14 protein-coding genes are annotated in these 17,815 nt (G+C 70.4%); 9 read left to right on the top strand and 5 right to left on the bottom strand.

Annotation, left to right across the window (positions count from 1 at the left end):
* The first annotated feature begins 91 nt into the window (after nt 1-91).
* From OIC96_RS35595 to ybaK, 4 genes are all read left to right on the top strand, one after another.
* Complete coding sequence (locus tag OIC96_RS35595; RefSeq protein ID WP_330303898.1) at nt 92-1,672, top strand: oxidoreductase; 1,581 nt, start codon at nt 92-94, stop codon at nt 1,670-1,672.
* Between the two features lie 164 nt (nt 1,673-1,836).
* A complete protein-coding gene (locus OIC96_RS35590; RefSeq protein WP_330310059.1) occupies nt 1,837-2,877 on the top strand; it encodes a hypothetical protein in 1,041 nt (346 codons plus the stop codon).
* A gap of 11 nt (nt 2,878-2,888) precedes the next feature.
* Nucleotides 2,889-3,629, top strand: coding sequence for an LON peptidase substrate-binding domain-containing protein (locus OIC96_RS35585; RefSeq protein WP_330303899.1), 741 nt, complete (start codon nt 2,889-2,891; stop codon nt 3,627-3,629).
* Between the two features lie 31 nt (nt 3,630-3,660).
* Nucleotides 3,661-4,164 carry a Cys-tRNA(Pro) deacylase gene (ybaK, locus tag OIC96_RS35580; protein WP_327428018.1) on the top strand — a complete coding sequence of 168 codons (504 nt, stop codon included), beginning with the start codon at nt 3,661-3,663 and terminating at the stop codon, nt 4,162-4,164.
* Nucleotides 4,165-4,457: 293 nt separating this feature from the next.
* On the opposite strand, the gene OIC96_RS35575 is transcribed toward ybaK, so the two are convergent.
* From OIC96_RS35575 to OIC96_RS35560, 4 genes are all read right to left on the bottom strand, one after another.
* Nucleotides 4,458-5,114, bottom strand: a complete 657-nt coding sequence (locus OIC96_RS35575) for an AAA family ATPase (RefSeq protein ID WP_330303900.1) — start codon at nt 5,112-5,114, stop codon at nt 4,458-4,460.
* 34 nt (nt 5,115-5,148) lie between these two features.
* A complete protein-coding gene (locus OIC96_RS35570) occupies nt 5,149-5,970 on the bottom strand; it encodes an ABC transporter permease (protein WP_330303901.1) in 822 nt (273 codons plus the stop codon).
* A gap of 115 nt (nt 5,971-6,085) precedes the next feature.
* The gene (locus tag OIC96_RS35565) at nt 6,086-7,057 is read right to left on the bottom strand and encodes an ABC transporter ATP-binding protein (protein ID WP_330310060.1); all 972 of its coding nucleotides are present in this window, start codon (nt 7,055-7,057) and stop codon (nt 6,086-6,088) included.
* Nucleotides 7,058-7,381: 324 nt separating this feature from the next.
* The gene (locus OIC96_RS35560) at nt 7,382-8,599 is read right to left on the bottom strand and encodes an NYN domain-containing protein (protein ID WP_330303902.1); all 1,218 of its coding nucleotides are present in this window, start codon (nt 8,597-8,599) and stop codon (nt 7,382-7,384) included.
* Nucleotides 8,600-8,823: 224 nt separating this feature from the next.
* Here OIC96_RS35560 and OIC96_RS35555 point away from each other — a divergent pair, with 224 nt between their 5' ends.
* Nucleotides 8,824-9,003, top strand: a complete 180-nt coding sequence (locus tag OIC96_RS35555) for a hypothetical protein (protein WP_330303903.1) — start codon at nt 8,824-8,826, stop codon at nt 9,001-9,003.
* Nucleotides 9,004-9,157: 154 nt separating this feature from the next.
* Here the strand turns inward: OIC96_RS35555 and dnaE are convergent, their stop codons facing one another.
* Nucleotides 9,158-12,697 (bottom strand): DNA polymerase III subunit alpha, encoded by a 3,540-nt coding sequence (gene dnaE / locus OIC96_RS35550; RefSeq protein ID WP_330303904.1) that lies wholly within the window; start codon nt 12,695-12,697, stop codon nt 9,158-9,160.
* A 236-nt stretch (nt 12,698-12,933) separates the two neighbouring features.
* On the opposite strand from dnaE, the gene OIC96_RS35545 reads away from it, so the two are divergent.
* The 4 genes from OIC96_RS35545 (at nt 12,934) to OIC96_RS35530 (ending at nt 17,764) form a co-directional block, all read left to right on the top strand.
* Nucleotides 12,934-14,262, top strand: coding sequence for a DUF2252 domain-containing protein (locus tag OIC96_RS35545; RefSeq protein ID WP_330303905.1), 1,329 nt, complete (start codon nt 12,934-12,936; stop codon nt 14,260-14,262).
* Nucleotides 14,263-14,383: 121 nt separating this feature from the next.
* Nucleotides 14,384-15,070, top strand: a complete 687-nt coding sequence (locus tag OIC96_RS35540; protein WP_330303906.1) for a hypothetical protein — start codon at nt 14,384-14,386, stop codon at nt 15,068-15,070.
* Nucleotides 15,071-15,164: 94 nt separating this feature from the next.
* Complete coding sequence (locus OIC96_RS35535) at nt 15,165-15,974, top strand: thioredoxin domain-containing protein (protein ID WP_330303907.1); 810 nt, start codon at nt 15,165-15,167, stop codon at nt 15,972-15,974.
* Between the two features lie 110 nt (nt 15,975-16,084).
* Complete coding sequence (locus OIC96_RS35530) at nt 16,085-17,764, top strand: alkaline phosphatase D family protein (RefSeq protein WP_330303908.1); 1,680 nt, start codon at nt 16,085-16,087, stop codon at nt 17,762-17,764.
* The last annotated feature ends 51 nt before the right edge of the window (nt 17,765-17,815 follow it).

Raw genomic sequence — 17,815 nt, 5'->3', positions numbered from 1 at the left:
TCCCCTTCACCAGTAGCGTTCGGGCCGTCACAGAGCGGGCATTGGACGGTTGTACGAAACCCGCGAGTAGCTGGGGAGGAAGGGAAGAGCCGTGACCGAGGGTGCCGGCATCCGCGGTGGGGACCTGCCGGACGAACTGACCACTGCCGAGGCCGGGATGTGGCAGGCCTTCCGCAACGGGAGCGTGTACGACCTGCGCAGCGGGGACATGACCGTCGACGATCCGCACGGGGGCCATCCCTGGGGCCCCGAGCGCAGCGTCCGGGCCCGGATCGTGGCCTGGCTGCTGCTGGACGGCCCGCCCGCCCTCCAGGGCCGGGTCGCCTCGCTGAAGCTGACCGGCGTTCAGATCACCGACGTGCTCGATCTCGCCGGCGGCACCGTGGTGCCGTACGTGGAGATGAAGGGGTGCCGGTTCGAGAAGGAGATCCTGCTGCCGGAGGCCCGGTTCACGACCGCGCGGTTCGTGGACTGCTCGGTGCCGCGTCTGGAGGCGGTCCGGGTGCACACCGAGGGCGATCTGCATCTGGCGCGCTGCCGGTTCCACAACGGCGTACGGCTGACCGACGCGCACATCGGCACGGATCTGCTGCTCAACCAGGCCGTGGTCTACCGGGACCGGCGCGGGCGCTCGCTCACCGGTGACGGCATGACCGTCGGGCAGGACCTCCAGGCCGAGATGCTGGAGTCGCACGGCGAGCTGAGTCTGCGCGGCGCCACGGTCGGTGTCTCGCTCAGCCTGCGCGGCAGCAAGCTGAGCAACCCGTACACGCGCCTGGCCCTGAACGCACCCCAGCTGACCGTCAACCGCACGCTGTACATGACCCCCGCGGGCGTCGGCAATCCGCTGCAGACCAGCGGGACGACCCCGGCGCGCGGCACGCTGGTGCAGCGGTTCGAGTGCCAGGGCGGGATCCGGCTCGACGACGGGCGGTTCGGGGACGCGGTCGACTTCGAGCGGGCCCGCTTCACCTTCGACGACGACCAGGAACTGTCGCTGCGCCGGGTCCAGACGCCCGAGCTGCGCTTCCTCGGGGAGAGACCGGAGCGCGGCAAGGTGATCCTGTCCGGCGCCCGGGTCGTCAACCTGGTGGACAGGGCGTCCAGCTGGCCGGGGCCCGGCAGCCTCCACATGGGCGGCTTCGGTTACGAGAACCTCGTGCCGCAGGGCGCGTTCCCGCTGACCCGGCGCCTTGAGTGGGTGGCGGCGGCGACCGCCGAGTACAACCCGGAGCCGTACGAGCGCCTCGCCACGGTGCTGCGCAACTCCGGCGAGGACGAGGACGCCCGCGAGGTGCTGCTCGCCAAGCAGCGCCGCCGTCGCGAGACCCTGCCGCTGGCCGCCAAGCTCTGGGGGTACGCGCAGGACTGGACGGTCGCCTACGGGTACCGGCCGGGGCGGGCCGCCCTGTGGATGGCCGTGCTGTGGGCGGCGACGTCGGTCGCGTTCTCCCACGCCAGCCATCCGCCGATCAACGGCGACGGGCATCCCCCGTGGAACGCCTCGCTGTTCGCCCTGGACCTGCTGCTGCCGGTCATCGACCTCGGCCAGGTCGGCTTCTGGCAGCTGCGCGGCGGCTGGCAGTGGCTGGCCGCGGTGGTGATCCTCCTCGGCTGGATCCTGGCGACGACGGTGGCGGCGGGGGCGACACGGCTGCTGCGGCGAGGCTGACTCAGGGGGCACACGGCCCCGTACACACAGACGTCGAACAGTAGAACAACAGTCACCTTTTACCCGCCCTTGACCGTCGGCCATACAACCAAACGACGGTTACGAAAGTGTCACCGCGCACCCTCTGGTACTGCTCCGACCTGCGGCTTTCAATGGTCTTCACCATGGCTCTGCTGCGCGCGTTCATCCGTACGGCACGGATGGCACGGAACACTTCGCGCCTCGCCGTCGGACTGCCCGCCGACGACGAGGTACTGCTCGACGCCCCCGACGAGCGCCTCGGTCCCGCGCTCGTCGCCGCGGGCCGCGGCGAGTACGGCCCCGCCGCCAAGCTGCTCGCCACCACGCGCGAGGCCGCCGAGTGGGAGAACCGCGACCGGTACGCGATGCGCCTCGCGACCTTCGCGCGCTCCCGCGACGAGTGGCTCCGGGAGTGGCAGAGCGCCTGCCCGCACGACCCGGACGCGCTGCTGGTCAAGGCCGAGCTGGCGGTCCGCCGCGGCTGGGAGTCGCCCGCCCGCGTCGAGCTGCTGCGCGAGGTCGGTCCGCTGATCAGCGCCGCCGCCGAGGGAGATCCGCGCGATCCGGTGCCCTGGCGGATCGCGCTCGACCACGCCCGCGGCACCCATGTCGGACACACGGAGTACGAGAAGCTGTGGGGCGAGGCCGTACGGCGCTCCCCGCACCACTACGGCTGCCATGTGGCCGCCCTGCAGTACCTGTCGGCCGCCTGGTACGGCTCGCACCGCGAGTGCTTCGACTTCGCCGAGCGGGCGGCGCAGGACGCGCTGCCGGGCTCCCTGGTACAGGCGCTGCCGGTGCGCGCGGCCTTCGCCTATCTGACCGAGGGCGGCGGGGCCGTGGTGCCGCGCGAGCGCCTCGACGCGGCGGCCGACCTCGCGATCGCGGTCTCCGCGTCCTACACCGCCGCCGACGCGTGGCCCGCGGAGGTCCGCAACCTCCTCACCTACGTCCTGATCAGGCTGGAGCGCTGGCAGGACGCCCTCGACCAGCTCCGGCTGATCGGCCCGTACGCGACGTCGTTCCCCTGGGACCAGGTGTCGGACGACCCGCTCGGCCAGTTCCTGGAGCTGCGCGACGGCGTCCGTCTGGAGGTCGCCTCGGGCCTTCCGCTGGGCCGGCCGGAGCCTGACCCGCATCCAGGGAGTGGGCACGACGGACGCGCCCGCTCCGGCGACCATTAGGCTTTCCCGTCGTGACCACCGTCCGGCTTCCGCTCTTCCCCCTGAACTCGGTGCTTTTCCCGGGACTCGTGCTTCCTCTGAACATCTTCGAGGAGCGCTATCGCGCCATGATGCGCGATCTGCTCAAGACCCCTGAGGAGGAACCGCGCCGGTTCGCCGTCGTCGCCATCCGCGACGGCCACGAGGTCGCGCCCACCGCACCCGGCATGCCGGACCAGACCGCCGTGCCCGAGCGCGGGCCCGCCGCCGGTTTCGGCGACGACCCCGCCAAGGCCTTCCACGAGGTGGGCTGCATCGCGGACGCGGCGACCATCCGGGAGCGCGCCGACGGCAGTTTCGAGGTGCTGGCGACGGGGACGACGCGGGTGCGCCTGCTGTCGGTGGACGCGTCCGGTCCGTTCCTCACGGCCGAGCTGGAGGAACTGCCCGAGGAGCCCGGCGAGGAGGCGGGTGCGCTCGCCGAGGGCGTCCTGCGGGCCTTCCGCCAGTACCAGAAGCGCCTGGCGGGCGCGCGCGAACGCTCCCTGTCCACGGGCGCCGACCTCCCGGACGAACCGGCGGTGGTCTCCTACCTCGTGGCGGCCGCCGTGATGCTGGACATCCCGGCGAAGCAGCAGCTGCTGCAGACCCCCGACACCGCGTCGCGCCTGCGCGCGGAGCTGAAACTGCTGCGCGCGGAGACCGCGATCATCCGTAATCTGCCGTCGTTGCCGGCGTCGGACCTGACGCGCGGCCCGACAAGTCTCAACTGAGGCGACTCAACTGAAGTAAGGCGTCCGCACCTTGGCGAAGAAGTCGAAGAAGCAGCAGCAGTCCGGGGGCACCCCCGCGACGGTGGCCCTGACGGCGGCGGGCGTCTCGTACACGGTGCACGCGTACGAGCACGACCCCTCGCACCCCTCCTACGGCGAGGAGGCCGCCGAGGCGATGGGCGTCTCGCCGGACCGGGTCTTCAAGACGCTGGTCGCGGACGTGGACGGCTCCCTCGTCGTCGCCGTGGTCCCGGTGGCCGGCTCCCTCGACCTGAAGGCCCTGGCCACGGCAGTGGGCGGCAAGCGCGCCGCCATGGCCGACCCAGCGGCCGCCGAACGCACCACCGGCTATGTCCGCGGCGGCATCTCCCCCCTGGGCCAGCGCAAGAAACTCCCCACGGTGCTGGACGCCTCGGCCTCCGCCCACGCCACGATCTGCGTCTCGGCCGGCCGTCGAGGCCTGGAGGTCGAACTCACGCCCGCCGACCTGACGGCCCTCACGGAAGCGGTCTCCGCGCACGTCGCCCGTGCGTGACCCCTCGACGTACCTCCCGTCCTCGGCTAAGCACGAGAGACATGTCGAAGAGAACCCGCAAACGCAAGTGGCGCATCAAGAAACACCGCGCAAACCACGGCCGTCGCCCGGCATGACCAACGGTTCCTCGCGCCCCGTAAGGGGCGCGGGGAACTGCGCGAGCAACCCCCACCGCCCCGCAGCCGAACTCTCTTAAGGGGCGCGGGGAACGGCGCAATCTTTCAGGGGGGTCTGGGGGCGCAGCCCCCAGGAACGGATGGGACGGGTAGGGGCGGCGGGGGCGAAACCCCTGCCTAACCGGCCGGAGGCGCCCCGTACGGGTCAGGATCCCGCGGCCCGAACAACGCGGTGAGCCCGAGATGCACCACAAGCCCCGCCAGCGACCACGCCAGCAACGCCCCCTTCGCCCCGAGCTTCAACGGCGCGGAGAAGGTAACCCCCTTGCCCACAGCCTTGGCATGAGCGACCACGTCCTGCGTGGGCCCGAGCCAGACCCCGACCCGCCACGCCAGCAGCGACCCGAGCAGCCCCCCGACGGCCAGCGCCACAACCAGCGGCACACCCCCACGCCGCCGCACCAGGAACAGGCACAGCGCACTGACCGCACCGAACCCCAGCGCAAGCAGAGTGAACGTTCCATCAACCCCGATGGCCTGCTCGCCCTCGGTGTCCTTCAGATACACCGCGCTGTCGTCCGCGATCAGCGGCACATGCGGCGCCAGCCACGACCACAGCACCCCGAGCAGCACCCCGGCGAGCGCAACCGCCACCGTCATCACGGCGGCCTCCCGCACTTCGGTCTTCATCCCGGGACCGTCCTGTCCATACGAGACTTCATACGCGGCCCTGTACGCGGCGGGAGCCGTATCCCCAGGAACGGGCGAAGCCTGCCAGGCACTGTGCGGAGACGGTTCATGCGGCGGCGGAGGCGGAGTCAACGGAGCGGTCACCCTGACATCGTGCCAGGCCCGGCTGTCCGCCGCGTCACCGGACGGCTGCCCGGCGGTACGCCCAGGTCGCCAGGGCCAGCGAGGCCACCCCGACACCGGCACAGACGGCCAGGTCACCGAGGACGGCGGCCCAGTCGGGATGCGCCCCGAACGTGCGCGCGAAGGCCTCGACGCCGTAGGTCGACGGCAGCAGATCACGGGCGTACTGCACGACGGCCGGCATCCGGTCCCCCGGCAGCACCCCCAGCAGCAGCGCCGCAGACATGCCCAGCTGCCCGAGCAGCGTGGCGAGTTCGGGCCGCGGCGCGAGCAGCCCGAAGGCGGCCCCCAGCCCGGCGAGGGCGGCGCCCGCGAGCGGGATGACCGCGGCGAGCACCCACAGGTGCGCCAGTGGCAGCCCGAAGAGCACACACCCGAAGACGGCGGTGACGACGGCCCCGGGCACGGTGAAGGACGCGTACGCGCCCGCCGCGCCGAGCACCACGGCGGCCGGCGGCACCGGCAGCGTCGCGTAGTGGTCGAGCCCTCCGCTGGCCCGCAGCTGCCCGAAGTACTGGGCGAGGAGGTTGAGGGCGACGAAGGCGACCACCAGGACCGTCGACCCGGCCACCACGGCCCGTGCCTCGCCGCCGCCGTCCGTGACACCCCGCATCATGATCATGATGCCGACGGACTGGAAGGTGGCCACGAACAGCAGCGGGATCCGCGCGACGCGCGCCCGGGAGAGCTGCGCCCGGTACACGGCGGCCAGCGACGGCCACAGCCGCGCACGCGGCCCCAGCTCCGCGGCATCGCCGGGGTCCTCCGCCACGGGCAGCGCACTGCCCGGCAGAACTCCAGCGGGTACGACACTCACGTCGCGCTGCTCCCCTTCACTCCGGCAGCCGTCCTGTTCCCAACGCCCGCAGCCTCCCACGGGTTCCGTACATCTGCGGTTCCCGCCTCCCGTACGGTTCCCGGGCCCCTCGTGCTCACGCCTTCACCAGCCCCTGGGTATTGCCGCCGAGCGCGAGGTACACGTCCTCCAGGCTCGGCGTGGCCAGTGTGAAGTCGTCGAGGGCGGCGAAGGCGGCGCCTCCGGTGACCGTGGCGACGGCCGCGCGGGCCTCCTCGGGGGCGAGCCGCAGGGTCCAGCGGCGGCCCGACTCGACGGCACGGGCGCGCAGCGCGGCGACCTCGGGGACGTCGAGCGGAGCGCTCTCGCGCCAGACGAGCTCGACCCGTACCTCGCCCGCGACCCGCTCCTTCAGCCCGGCCGGGGTGTCGCAGGCGATGACGCGGCCCTTGTCGAGGACGGCGACCCGGTCGAGGACGGTCTCGGCCTCGATGACGTTGTGGGTGACCAGCAGGACGGTCGTACCGCGTTCGGCCCGGCGCCGGTCGATGGCGGCCCAGACGGCTCGGCGGGCGAGGGGGTCCATACCGGTGGTCGGCTCGTCGAGGACGAGCAGCGGCCGCTCCCCCACGAGCGCGGCGGCGACGCAGGCGAGCCGCCGCTCCCCGCCGGAGAGCTTCTTCAGTACGCGGGAGGCGAGCGGCGCGAGGCCCAGTTCATCGAGTACGGCGTCCCGCTCGGCCCGCGCCTCGCGAAGCTCCAGCCCGCGCAGCCGCCCGGTCGTCTCCGCGGCGAGCGACACGGTCAGTTCGTCGAGGGCGGTGGACTCCTGCCCGAGGTACGCGAGAATCCGCGCCGCCCGATCGGGGTGACGCACGATGTCGTGCCCAAGAATCTCGACGCTGCCGCTGTCGGGCCGCATGAGCCCGGTCAGCTGCCGCACGAGAGTGGACTTACCCGCGCCGTTCGGCCCGAGCAGCCCGAAGATCTCGCCGCGCCGAATATCCAGACGCACCCCGTCGACGGCCCGCACCTCAGGCGTACCCGGAGTTCCGCGCCGTCCCCGCACAGCCGGATAGGTCTTGCTCAGCTCGCGCACCGAGCACACGACATCGCCCCTGTGCCCATCCCGGACTGCCCCTGCCGTGCGCGTACTCACGAGGGACGAGCCTACGGGGTCCGATGCCCCGTTATGCGCCCGGGCCCCGTCAGGGACGCGGGGCTGCGACATGGTGCGGCTCCGCCGCGTGGGCACACCCGGCCCAGGATCGGGGCGCAGCCCCGCCTTCAGGGGCGCGAGGAACTGCGCGACCAGCCCCCACCGGTCCGCACCCGATACACAACCCACGGGGTCCGGGGCGCGGCCCCGCCCCGACCGAGGCTCACCCAAGCACCGGCCCGCCCCACGCCCACGGCACCCCGAAGGGCCCCGTCACTCCCCCACAGGCGCATGCTCCGCCGCCGTACGCACATCGATCTCCCGCCAGAACCCCGCCCGGATCGCATACCGATCATGCTCATCGATCTGGTCGTCCTTGTGCGCGAGCAGCCCGAAACGGGCGGCGTACCGCAGCAGCTCCCCGTCCACCCGATGCGGAATCCGCGGATACATCGTGGACAGCTTCGACAAATGGCTCTGGTCGGTGAGCCGCTCCATCCACCGACGCGCGAACACCTGTCCCACCTCGTACGGATCGCCACCCACCGTGGTGATGTCCTCCTCCCGGTCCGCCCACCGCTGCTCGGCGGAGGTGAGCTGGGCGAGGGTGGGCAGCGCGGCGGCCTCCGCTGACTCCGTGGCGCCCCCGGGCCGCTCGACCCACCCCTTGTCCGAGGACCAGCGCAGCGTCGCGCTGGCGGGGTGCTGGGCGGCCTGTGTGCCGGGTCCGCGCAGCGCGGCCAGGTCCTTGGGGGTGGGGACGCCCTTGGGCGTGGGCACGCGCTCCTCGGTGCCGTTGGGCGACTCGGCCGCCGAATGGTGTTCCGTCTCCGGCGCGGGCCGCTCCGCCGCCGCGGTGAGCGCCGACTCGGGCAGCGGCGCGGAGAGGATCGCGGCGATCTCGGGGCGCGGCGCCGGCGGCGGCGCGCAGATCCCGCCGAGCTCCTTGGCGCGTACGGCCTTGGTGATCCAGGCCCGGTCGAGCACGCGCCGCTCGTCGGCCTCGGCCACCAGGTCCTCGGACTGGTTGTAGTCGCCGTCCGCGGCCTGCACGGCCCACAGGTGTACGGCGACCCCGTGCTCCTTGGCGGCCATCATGCCCGGCAGCAGATCCCCGTCGCCGGTCACCAGGACCACGTCGGAGCAGGCGCGGTTGCGCGCCAGCTCGGTCAGCTCGGCGTGCATGGCGGCGTCGACGCCCTTCTGCGCCCACCGCCCGTCGCTACGGGTCAGCGCGCCCAGGCGCACCGTCACGCGCGGCATCACGCGCAGCCTGCGGTGCTCCGGCTGCGGTACACGGTCGGGGGCGCCGTCGAACCAGTAGATGCGCAGCAGGGGCCGCTCCGTGTCGGACTCGGCGCGCTCGCGCAGGCCCTGGATGAGGGCGGCGTGGTCGACGGTGATCCGGGAGCGGGAGGAATCCCCGGCGAGAAGACTGGCAGCAGCCCCGAGCAGATACCCGGCGTCCACCAGGACGATGCAGCGGTCCACTCGATCCACCCTCTTTCCGGGAGGTTTGCTTCGGGCTTCCTTCGAGTCTGCCCGACCGCGCGGAGGTTAACGGCCGGAACTCGATCTTCGGCGTGGCGTATCGGGAGAACACTCCCCGACAGGGCTTATTACGCACGGTAATTCTCCGATATGCGCCGCTTGTCAGCCTATGTGAATCTGATGGCGGCCCTGGCCCCTAGTTCCCCCTCAGGAGGCAGATCCCCATGGCCAAGAACAAGAACCGCAAGCAGGGCACCCAGCAGGACCGCTCCTCGCAGGCCGAGCGTGCACAGGAGCAGGCGCAGCGTTCTTCGGCGGAGGCACAGCAGTCGCCGATGTCGCAGGCGCAGGGCAGCCCGGCGGATGTTGCCCGTAAGCACCAGAAGCGCTTCGGCCACAACTGAGGCCACGCGCAGGGCTGTTGAAGCCCGACCGGGCTATTGAAGCCCGGGCACACACCGAGGGGCGCATCCCATCGCGGATGCGCCCCTCGCGTACTTCAGTTGACGTGTGTCAGCCCGCCCCGTCTCAGGCCGCCGTATCTCAGACCGCCGTGTCTCAGCCAGCCAGGCAGGACGGGCCCAGCAGCACCTTCAGGTCACCGAAGAGCGCCGGATCCGGCTTCACGCGGTGCCGGTCGAGCCGCAGCACCGTCGTCTTGCTCGGGCCCTGGAGCCTGATGCGGACCTCGCTCTCGCCCTTGTGGTGGCTGAGGATCTCACCGAGGCGGCTGACCATGGGCGGGGTGACCTTGAGCGCCGGGATGGTGAGGATCACGGGCGCGTTGGTGCCCGCGTTCGACAGGTCCGGGACCTGGAGCTCCATCGCGACGAGCCGCGGCACGTCCTCGCGCTTGTCGAGGCGGCCCTTGACGAACACGACGGCGTCCTCGACGAGTTGCGTCGACACCAGCTGGTACGTCGCCGGGAAGAACATGCACTCGATGGAGCCCGCGAGGTCTTCCACCGTGGCGATGGCCCAGGCGTTGCCCTGCTTGGTCATCTTGCGCTGGAGGCCCGAGATGATGCCGCCGATGGTGACCACCGCGCCGTCCGCGTGCTCACCTCCGGTGAGCTGGGAGATGCCCGCGTCGGCCTTGTCGGACAGGACGTGCTCCAGGCCGAAGAGCGGGTGGTCGGAGACGTACAGACCGAGCATCTCCCGCTCCTGGGCGAGCAGATAGGCCTTGTCCCACTCATCGGTCGTGAACTCGACGTCGAGTCCGAAGCCGGGCTCGTCCGTCTCCTCCTCGCCCATGCCGCCGAAGAGGTCGAACTGGCCCTCGGCCTCCTTGCGCTTGACCGCCACCACGTTGTCGATCATCGGCTCGAACTGCGCGGTGAGGCCCTTGCGGGTGTGCCCCATCGTGTCGAACGCGCCGGCCTTGATCAGCGATTCCGTGGTGCGCTTGTTGCAGGCGACCGCCTCGACCTTGTCGAGGTAGTCCGGGAAGGAGGCGTACTTCCCCTTGGCCTTGCGGCTCTTGATGATCGACTCGACGACGTTCGTACCGACGTTGCGGACGGCGGAGAGGCCGAAGAGGATCACGTCGTCGCCCTGGGCGGCGAAGTTCTGCTCCGACTCGTTGACGTTGGGCGGCAGCACCTTGATGCCCATGCGCCGGCACTCGTTCAGATAGATCGCGGACTTGTCCTTGTCGTCCTTGACCGAGGTGAGCAGGCCGGCCATGTACTCGGCCGGGAAGTTCGCCTTCAGGTACGCGGTCCAGTACGAGACCAGTCCGTACGCGGCCGAGTGAGCCTTGTTGAAGGCGTAGCCGGCGAACGGGACCAGGACGTCCCACAGGCCCTGGATCGCCTCGTCGCTGTAGCCGTTCTTCTTGGCGCCGGCCTGGAAGATGGTGAAGTTCTTCGCCAGTTCGTCGGGCTTCTTCTTGCCCATCACGCGGCGCAGGATGTCGGCCTCGCCGAGCGAGTACCCGGCGATGATCTGGGCGGCCTTCTGTACCTGCTCCTGGTAGACGATCAGGCCGTAGGTGACCGCCAGGACCTCTTCGAGGGGCTCTTCGAGCTCCTTGTGGATCGGCGTGATCTCCTGCAGCTTGTTCTTGCGCAGGGCGTAGTTCGTGTGCGAGTCCATGCCCATCGGGCCGGGACGGTAGAGCGCCGAGACGGCGGAGATGTCTTCGAAGTTGTCGGGCTTCATCAGGCGCAGCAGCGAGCGCATGGGGCCGCCGTCGAACTGGAAGACGCCGAGGGTGTCGCCGCGCTGGAGCAGTTCGAAGGTCTGCGGGTCGTCGAGCGGCAGGGCCAGCAGGTCGAGGTCGATGCCCTTGTTGGCCTTCACCATCTTGACGGCGTCGTCCATGATGGTCAGGTTGCGCAGGCCCAGGAAGTCCATCTTCAGCAGGCCGAGCGACTCGCACTGCGGGTAGTCCCACTGCGTGATGGTCACGCCGTCCGTGTGCCGCACCCAGATGGGGGCGTGGTCGACGATGGGCTCGCTGGACATGATGACGCCGGCGGCGTGCACGCCCATCTGCCGGACCAGGCCCTCGACGCCCTTGGCGGTGTCGATGACCTTCTTCACGTCCGGCTCGTTCTCGTACATCGCCCGGATCTCGCCGGCCTCGCCGTAGCGCGGGTGCGAGGGGTCGGTGATGCCGCTGAGGTCGATGCCCTTGCCGAGGACGTCGGCGGGCATCGCCTTGGTGAGCCGGTCGCCCATGGCATACGGGTAGCCCAGCACGCGCGCGGAGTCCTTGATGGCGTTCTTCGCCTTGATCTTGCCGTACGTGCCGATCATGGCGACCTTGTCGGCGCCGTACTTCTCCGTCACATACCTGATCACTTCGACGCGCCGACGCTCGTCGAAGTCGATGTCGACGTCGGGCATGGAGACGCGCTCGGGGTTGAGGAACCGCTCGAAGATCAGGCCGTGCGGGATCGGGTCGAGGTCGGTGATGCCCATGGCGTACGCGACGATCGAACCGGCCGCGGAACCACGGCCCGGGCCCACCGCGATGCCCTGCTTCTTGGCCCACATGATGAAGTCGGCGACGACGAGGAAGTACCCCGGGAACCCCATCTGGATGATGACGTCCATCTCGTACTCGACCTGCTTCTGGCGGTCGTCGGGGATGCCGCCGGGGAAGCGGCGCTCCATGCCGAGGCGGACCTCCTCCTTGAACCAGGTGACCTCGGTGAACCCCTCGGGGATGTCGAACTTCGGCATGAGGTTCTTCGCCTCGAACATGCCGGTGGTGTCGATCTGCTCGGCGACCAGGAGGGTGTTGGCGCAGCCCTCCTGCCAGGCGTCCGAGGAGTCGATGGCGTACATCTCGTCCGTGGACTTCAGGTAGTAGCCGGTGCCGTCGAAGCGGAAGCGGTCCGGGTCGGAGAGGTTCTTGCCGGTCTGGATGCACAGCAGGGCGTCGTGGGCGGTCGCCTCGTTCGCGTACGTGTAGTGCGAGTCGTTCGTCACCAGGGGCGGAATGCCGAGCTTCTTGCCGATCTCCAGCAGGCCGTCGCGGACTCGGCGCTCGATCTCGATGCCGTGGTCCATCAGCTCCAGGAAGTAGCGGTCCTTGCCGAAGATGTCCTGGTACTCGGCGGCCGCCTTGAGGGCCTCGTCGTACTGACCGAGGCGCAGCCGGGTCTGGAGCTCTCCGGAGGGGCAGCCGGTGGAGGCGATGAGCCCCTCCGACCACTGGGAGATCGTCTCCTTGTCCATGCGCGGCCACTTCTGGAGCCAGCCCTCGGCGTACGCGTCCGAGGAGAGCCGGAAGAGGTTGTGCAGGCCCGTCCTGTTGGCCGCCCAGATCGTCTTGTGCGTATAACCACCCGAACCGGACACGTCGTCGCGCTTCTGGTGGGGCTGACCCCACTGGATCTTGCGCTTGTTGCGCCGGGACTCCGGAGCGACATACGCCTCGATGCCGATGATCGGCGTGACGCCCGCCTTCTTCGCCGTGTGGAAGAAGTCATACGCCCCGTGGAGGTTGCCATGGTCGCTCATGGCGATGTGGGTCATGCCCATCTCATTGCAGGCATTGAACATGTCCTTGAGCCGCGCGGCACCGTCCAGCAGCGAGTACTGGGTATGGACGTGCAGGTGCGTGAACGGCGGCTTTGACACGGCTTCGGCCTCCAAGAAGAACGATCGGCGACAGGCTGTGGACAGTCTGGGGGGACAGCGTCGAAGTCTATGACGCGGGACTGACACTCTGCGGGCGATCAGCCGTACCTTCGTGCGGGTACCCGGGCACTCCCGCGTACCTTCGTCCGTTGGAAGTGGACGGACCAGCCGTCCCGGGGGACGGCGTGTCCGTCCTGCCAAATCACCGCACCACCTGCACCAGGAGGCACCCCGCGATGTCGGTTCCGCAGCTCAGCGCCGAGCAACGCGGCGAGCAGATCCTCGCCGTCTTCGACACCGCCTTCGGCGAGCTCCTGGCCGCCGACCCGGCCGCGTTCCGCGTGAAATTCCGCAAGATGGCGGCCTCCGCCTTCGCGTTCTACCGGGGCACGGCGGGCCTCTTCTACCACGACCTCGACCAGGAAAAGCGGGGCGGACCGTACCTCGACGAGCGGACCTCCCGGGTCTGGATCCACGGCGACCTGCACGCCGAGAACTTCGGCACCTACATGGACGCCCAGGGCCGCCTGATCTTCAATGTGAACGACTTCGACGAGGCGTACGTCGGCCCCTTCACCTGGGACCTCAAGCGCTTCGCGGCCTCCGTGGCGCTCATCGGGTACGCGAAGGCGCTCAGCGACGAGCAGATCACCGAGCTGGTCAAGGTGTACGCGGGCGCGTACCGCGAGCGCATCCACGCCCTCGCCACCGGCGCCAAGAGCGACGAGGTGCCGCCCTTCACCCTGGACACCGCCGAGGGCCCGCTCCTGGACGCGCTGCGCGACGCCCGCTCGCTGACCCGCTTCGGGCTGCTCGACTCGATGACCGAGATCCGTGACTTCGAACGCCGCTTCGCGCCCGGCGGCGGCTCCATCGAGCTGGACGCGGCCACCCGCTACAAGGTGCTCGCGGCGTTCGACGGCTACCTGGAGACGCTGCCGGAGTCCTCCCTGGACCGCCCGGACTCGTACCGCGTGAAGGACGTCGTGGGCCGCCGCGGCATCGGTATCGGCTCGGCCGGTCTGCCGTCGTACAACATCCTTCTGGAGGGCAACAGCGACGCCCTGGAGAACGATGTCGTGATCTACATCAAGCAGGCCCAGACCCCGGCCGTCTCCCGGCACATCACGGACTCCGCGATCCGCGAGTACTTCCAGCACGAGGGCCACCGCACGGTGATCTCCCAGCGCGCCCTCCAGGCGCACGCCGACCCGTGGCTGGGCTGGACCGAGCTGGACGGCGCCGGGCAGCTGGTCGCCGAGGTGTCGCCGTACGCGGTGGACCTGGACTGGGGCGACATCGACGACCCGGATGAGATCGCCTCGGTCGTCGCGGACCTCGGCCGGGCCACGGCCACGATGCACGCGGCGGCGGACGACGAGAGCGGCCACTCGGAGCTGGTGCCGTTCTCCACGGAGCGGGCCATCGACGCGGCGATCGCGGCCGACGAGGACGGCTTCGCGGGCCTCCTAGTGGACTTCGCGCACAGCTACGGCGCACGCGCGCGTGCCGATCACCAGATCTTCGTGGACCTCTTCCGCAATGGCCGGATCCCGGGCCTGTAGAGACATTCGGACGTCCGTACGGCGCTGCCGGCCCTCCGGTAGCGGTCCCACAACGCTCCCGTAACGCACAGGAACCCTTTAGGGGTCTCTTACGGGAGCGCGTGGGAGACTCTCCTCCGCTATGGACATATCCGGGACCCAGCTCAGAGCCGTGCGCGCGGCGCTGTTCACGGCCTTCGTCGTGACGCTCTCCACCGCGTCGCACGTGCTGCTGTCCCGGGTCCCGCTGCCGCTGAGCACCGTGGCCGCGATCGCCGCCGCCGTCTTCGTCATCGCGTACGCGCTGGCCGGCCGTGAGCGCGGCTTCGGGCGGATCGCGGCCCTGCTGATCCCGCTGGAGCTGGCCGCCGACACCGTGTTCACCACGGGACAGCACGTCTGTTACGGCAGGGCGGGCGGCCCGGTCGCGGGCCCGCTGCGCTCGGTCGGCTTCGACCTCCTGTGCGGCGGCGGCACTGTCGGCACCCCGCTGGCCCGCGTGACCGGCGGCAGCACCGACCGCGCGGCCGCCCTGCTCGCGCACGCCGACCCGGCCGCCGCCTGGCTGCTGCTCGGCGCGCACGTCGGCGTCGGGCTCCTCGCGGCGGCCTGGCTGCGCCGCGGCGAGCGGGCCCTGGACCAGCTGCTGCGCGCGGTGGCCGCGGCCACCTTCCGGCCGCTGCTGATCGCGGTCGCCGCGGTGACCGTACGGCTCGCTCCGGTCCGCCGGCTGCCGCGCACCGCGCGCCGGGCGGCAGCCGCCCGTACGCGCCTGTTCGTGCACTCCCTGGGACGGCGTGGACCGCCGTGTTCGATCGCTTTCGCGTGAGCAACTCCGCCTGAGCGACGTCATCTGAGCACCAGCAGTCCCCCCTACGTATCCCGCGTACGGCATGTGCGCGTCCCACATGGAGATCACCAACATGAGCCAGCGGAACAGCAAGGCCGCGAAGACGGCAGCCCGTGAGCGCCTGCGCGAGGAGCGCGAGCGCCAGGCCAAGCGCGACAAGGTCAAGCGGCAGGTCATCGTCGCCTGCTCCGCCGTCGGCGTGCTCGCGATAGCCGGCGGCATCGGCTACGCCGTGGTGCAGAACAACAAGCCGACCTACTGGGAGGCGGCCAAGAACGACAAGCTCGTCAAGCCGGCCAACACCACAGGCACCAACGGCACGACGGTCGTCGTCGGCAAGAGCACCGCCAAGAAGACCCTCGTGGAGTACGAGGACCCGCGCTGCCCGATCTGCGCCCAGTTCGAGCAGACCGTCGGCGCGACGGTGAAGAAGGACCTCGACGCCGGCAAGTACAAGATCCAGTACATCGGCGCCACGTTCATCGACAACAACGGCGCGGGCGAGGGGTCCAAGAACGCGCTCAGCGCCCTCGGCGCCGCCCTGAACGTGAGCCCCGAGGCCTTCTTCGAGTACAAGAGCGCGCTCTACTCGACGAAGTACCACCCGGAGGAGACGGACGACAAGTTCAAGAGCGACGCATACCTGATCAAGGTGGCGAACACCGTGTCCGCTCTGAAGAACAACACGGCGTTCCAGAAGGCCGTGAAGGACGGCACCTACGACAAGTGGGCGCTCACCATGTCCGAGAAGTTCAACAAGAGCGGTGTGACCGGCACGCCGACCTTCAAGATGGACGGCAAGACGCTGACCGGCTCGGACGGCAACGCCCCCATGACGGTCGCGGCCTTCACCACGGCGGTCGACGCGGCGCTGAAGGCCTGAGCCACCGGCACCCCCTGACGGGCGCGTTGGGCGACCAGTTCTCGAAGAGCGGGCGAACTTTTGCCAGTTCGCCCGCTCTTGGCTTGTACTGATCGGTAACCTCATCGCCCGTGACCAGTCGATACAGATCTTCCGAGCCGCACAACGTTCCGGGCGCCGTCAACTCCCGCGCCCCGCGCCGCCGTACAGTCGTCAAGGCCGCGGCCGCCACCGCCGTCCTCGCCGCCCCGCTCGCGGCCGCGCTGCCCGCCCGTGCCGCCACCGAGGCACCGGCCTTCCTGCACGGCGTCGCCTCCGGTGACCCGCTGCCCGAGGGCATCCTGCTGTGGACCCGGGTGACGCCCACCTCCGAGGCGATACCCGGCTCCGGGCTCGGCCCGGACACCGAGGTCAGCTGGACCGTCGCCAAGGACAAGGCGTTCAGCACGATCGTCGCCAAGGGCTCCACCACCGCGTCGGCGGCCTCCGACCACACCGTCAAGGCGGACATCCGCGGTCTGGAACCGGCCACCGACTACTGGTTCCGCTTCTCCGCCGGGGGTGCCGACTCCCCCGTCGCCCGCACCCGTACCGCCCCGGCCGCCGACGCCGCCGTGACCGGTCTGCGCTTCGGTGTGGTCTCCTGCGCCAACTGGGAGGCCGGCTACTTCTCCCCGTACCGCCACCTCGCCGCGCGCGGCGACCTGGACGCCTGGCTGCACCTGGGCGACTACATCTACGAGTACAAGTCCGGCGAGTACGCGGCGCGCGGCACGGTCGTACGGCCGCACGCCCCTGCCAACGAGATCCTCACCCTCGCCGACTACCGCACCCGGCACGGCCGTTACAAGACCGATCCGGACCTCCAGTCCCTCCACCACAAGGCGCCCGTCGTCGCGATCTGGGACGACCACGAGTTCGCCGACAACGCCTGGTCGGGCGGCGCGGTCAACCACACCGAGGGCGCCGAGGGCACCTGGACGGCCCGCCAGGCCGCCGCGAAGCAGGCCTACTTCGAGTGGATGCCGGTGCGTCCCGCGATCGAGGGCACCACCTACCGCCGGCTGCGCTTCGGCAAGCTCGCCGACCTCTCCCTGCTCGACCTGCGGTCCTTCCGCTCGCAGCAGGCGTCCACCGCCAGCGGCTCGGTCGACGACCCGGACCGCACGATCACCGGCCGGGTCCAGCTCGACTGGCTGAAGGCCGGGCTCAAGGCCTCCGACACCAGCTGGCGCCTGGTCGGCAACTCGGTGATGATCTCGCCGTTCTCGGTGGGTTCGCTCCCCGCCGACCTGCTCAAGCCGCTCGCCAAGCTGCTCGGACTGCCGCAGGAGGGCATCGCCCTCAACACCGACCAGTGGGACGGCTACACGGACGACCGCCGCGAACTGCTCGCGCATCTGCGCTCCAACGCCATCCGCAACACGGTCTTCCTGACCGGCGACATCCACATGGCCTGGGCCAACGACGTGCCGGTCGACGCCGGTACGTACCCGCTGTCCGCCTCCGCCGCCACGGAGTTCGTCATCACTTCGGTGACCTCCGACAACCTCGACGACATCGTCAAGGTCCCGGAAGGCACCGTCTCCGCCGTGGCCTCGCCGATCATCCGCGCGGCCAACCGGCACGTCCACTGGGTCGACACCGACCGCCACGGCTACGGCGTCCTGGACATCACCGCCGACCGCGCGCAGATGGACTACTACGTGCTCTCCGACCGCACGGACCCGAACGCGACCTCGTCCTGGGTCCGTTCGTACCGCACGCGCAGCGGCACGCAGAAGGTGGAGCGGACGTACGACCCGGTGTGAGGCCACGACCCGGTGTGACGCCGCAGTGGCGCCTCCGGGAGGCTCTGGCCT

The sequence above is a fragment of the Streptomyces sp. NBC_00775 genome, assembly GCF_036347135.1.
GTDB classification, from domain to species: Bacteria; Actinomycetota; Actinomycetes; order Streptomycetales; family Streptomycetaceae; genus Streptomyces; species Streptomyces lutosisoli.
This window is presented reverse-complemented; position numbering and strand designations above follow the sequence as displayed.

Excerpts from the sequence above, each read along its gene's own strand:
- OIC96_RS35590 (WP_330310059.1), top strand. The coding sequence starts at position 1,837 with ATGGCTCTGCTGCGCGCGTTCATCCGTACGGCACGGATGGCACGGAAC.
- OIC96_RS35555 (WP_330303903.1), top strand. The coding sequence starts at position 8,824 with ATGGCCAAGAACAAGAACCGCAAGCAGGGCACCCAGCAGGACCGCTCC.
- OIC96_RS35545 (WP_330303905.1), top strand. The coding sequence starts at position 12,934 with ATGTCGGTTCCGCAGCTCAGCGCCGAGCAACGCGGCGAGCAGATCCTC.
- OIC96_RS35540 (WP_330303906.1), top strand. The coding sequence starts at position 14,384 with ATGGACATATCCGGGACCCAGCTCAGAGCCGTGCGCGCGGCGCTGTTC.
- OIC96_RS35535 (WP_330303907.1), top strand. The coding sequence starts at position 15,165 with ATGAGCCAGCGGAACAGCAAGGCCGCGAAGACGGCAGCCCGTGAGCGC.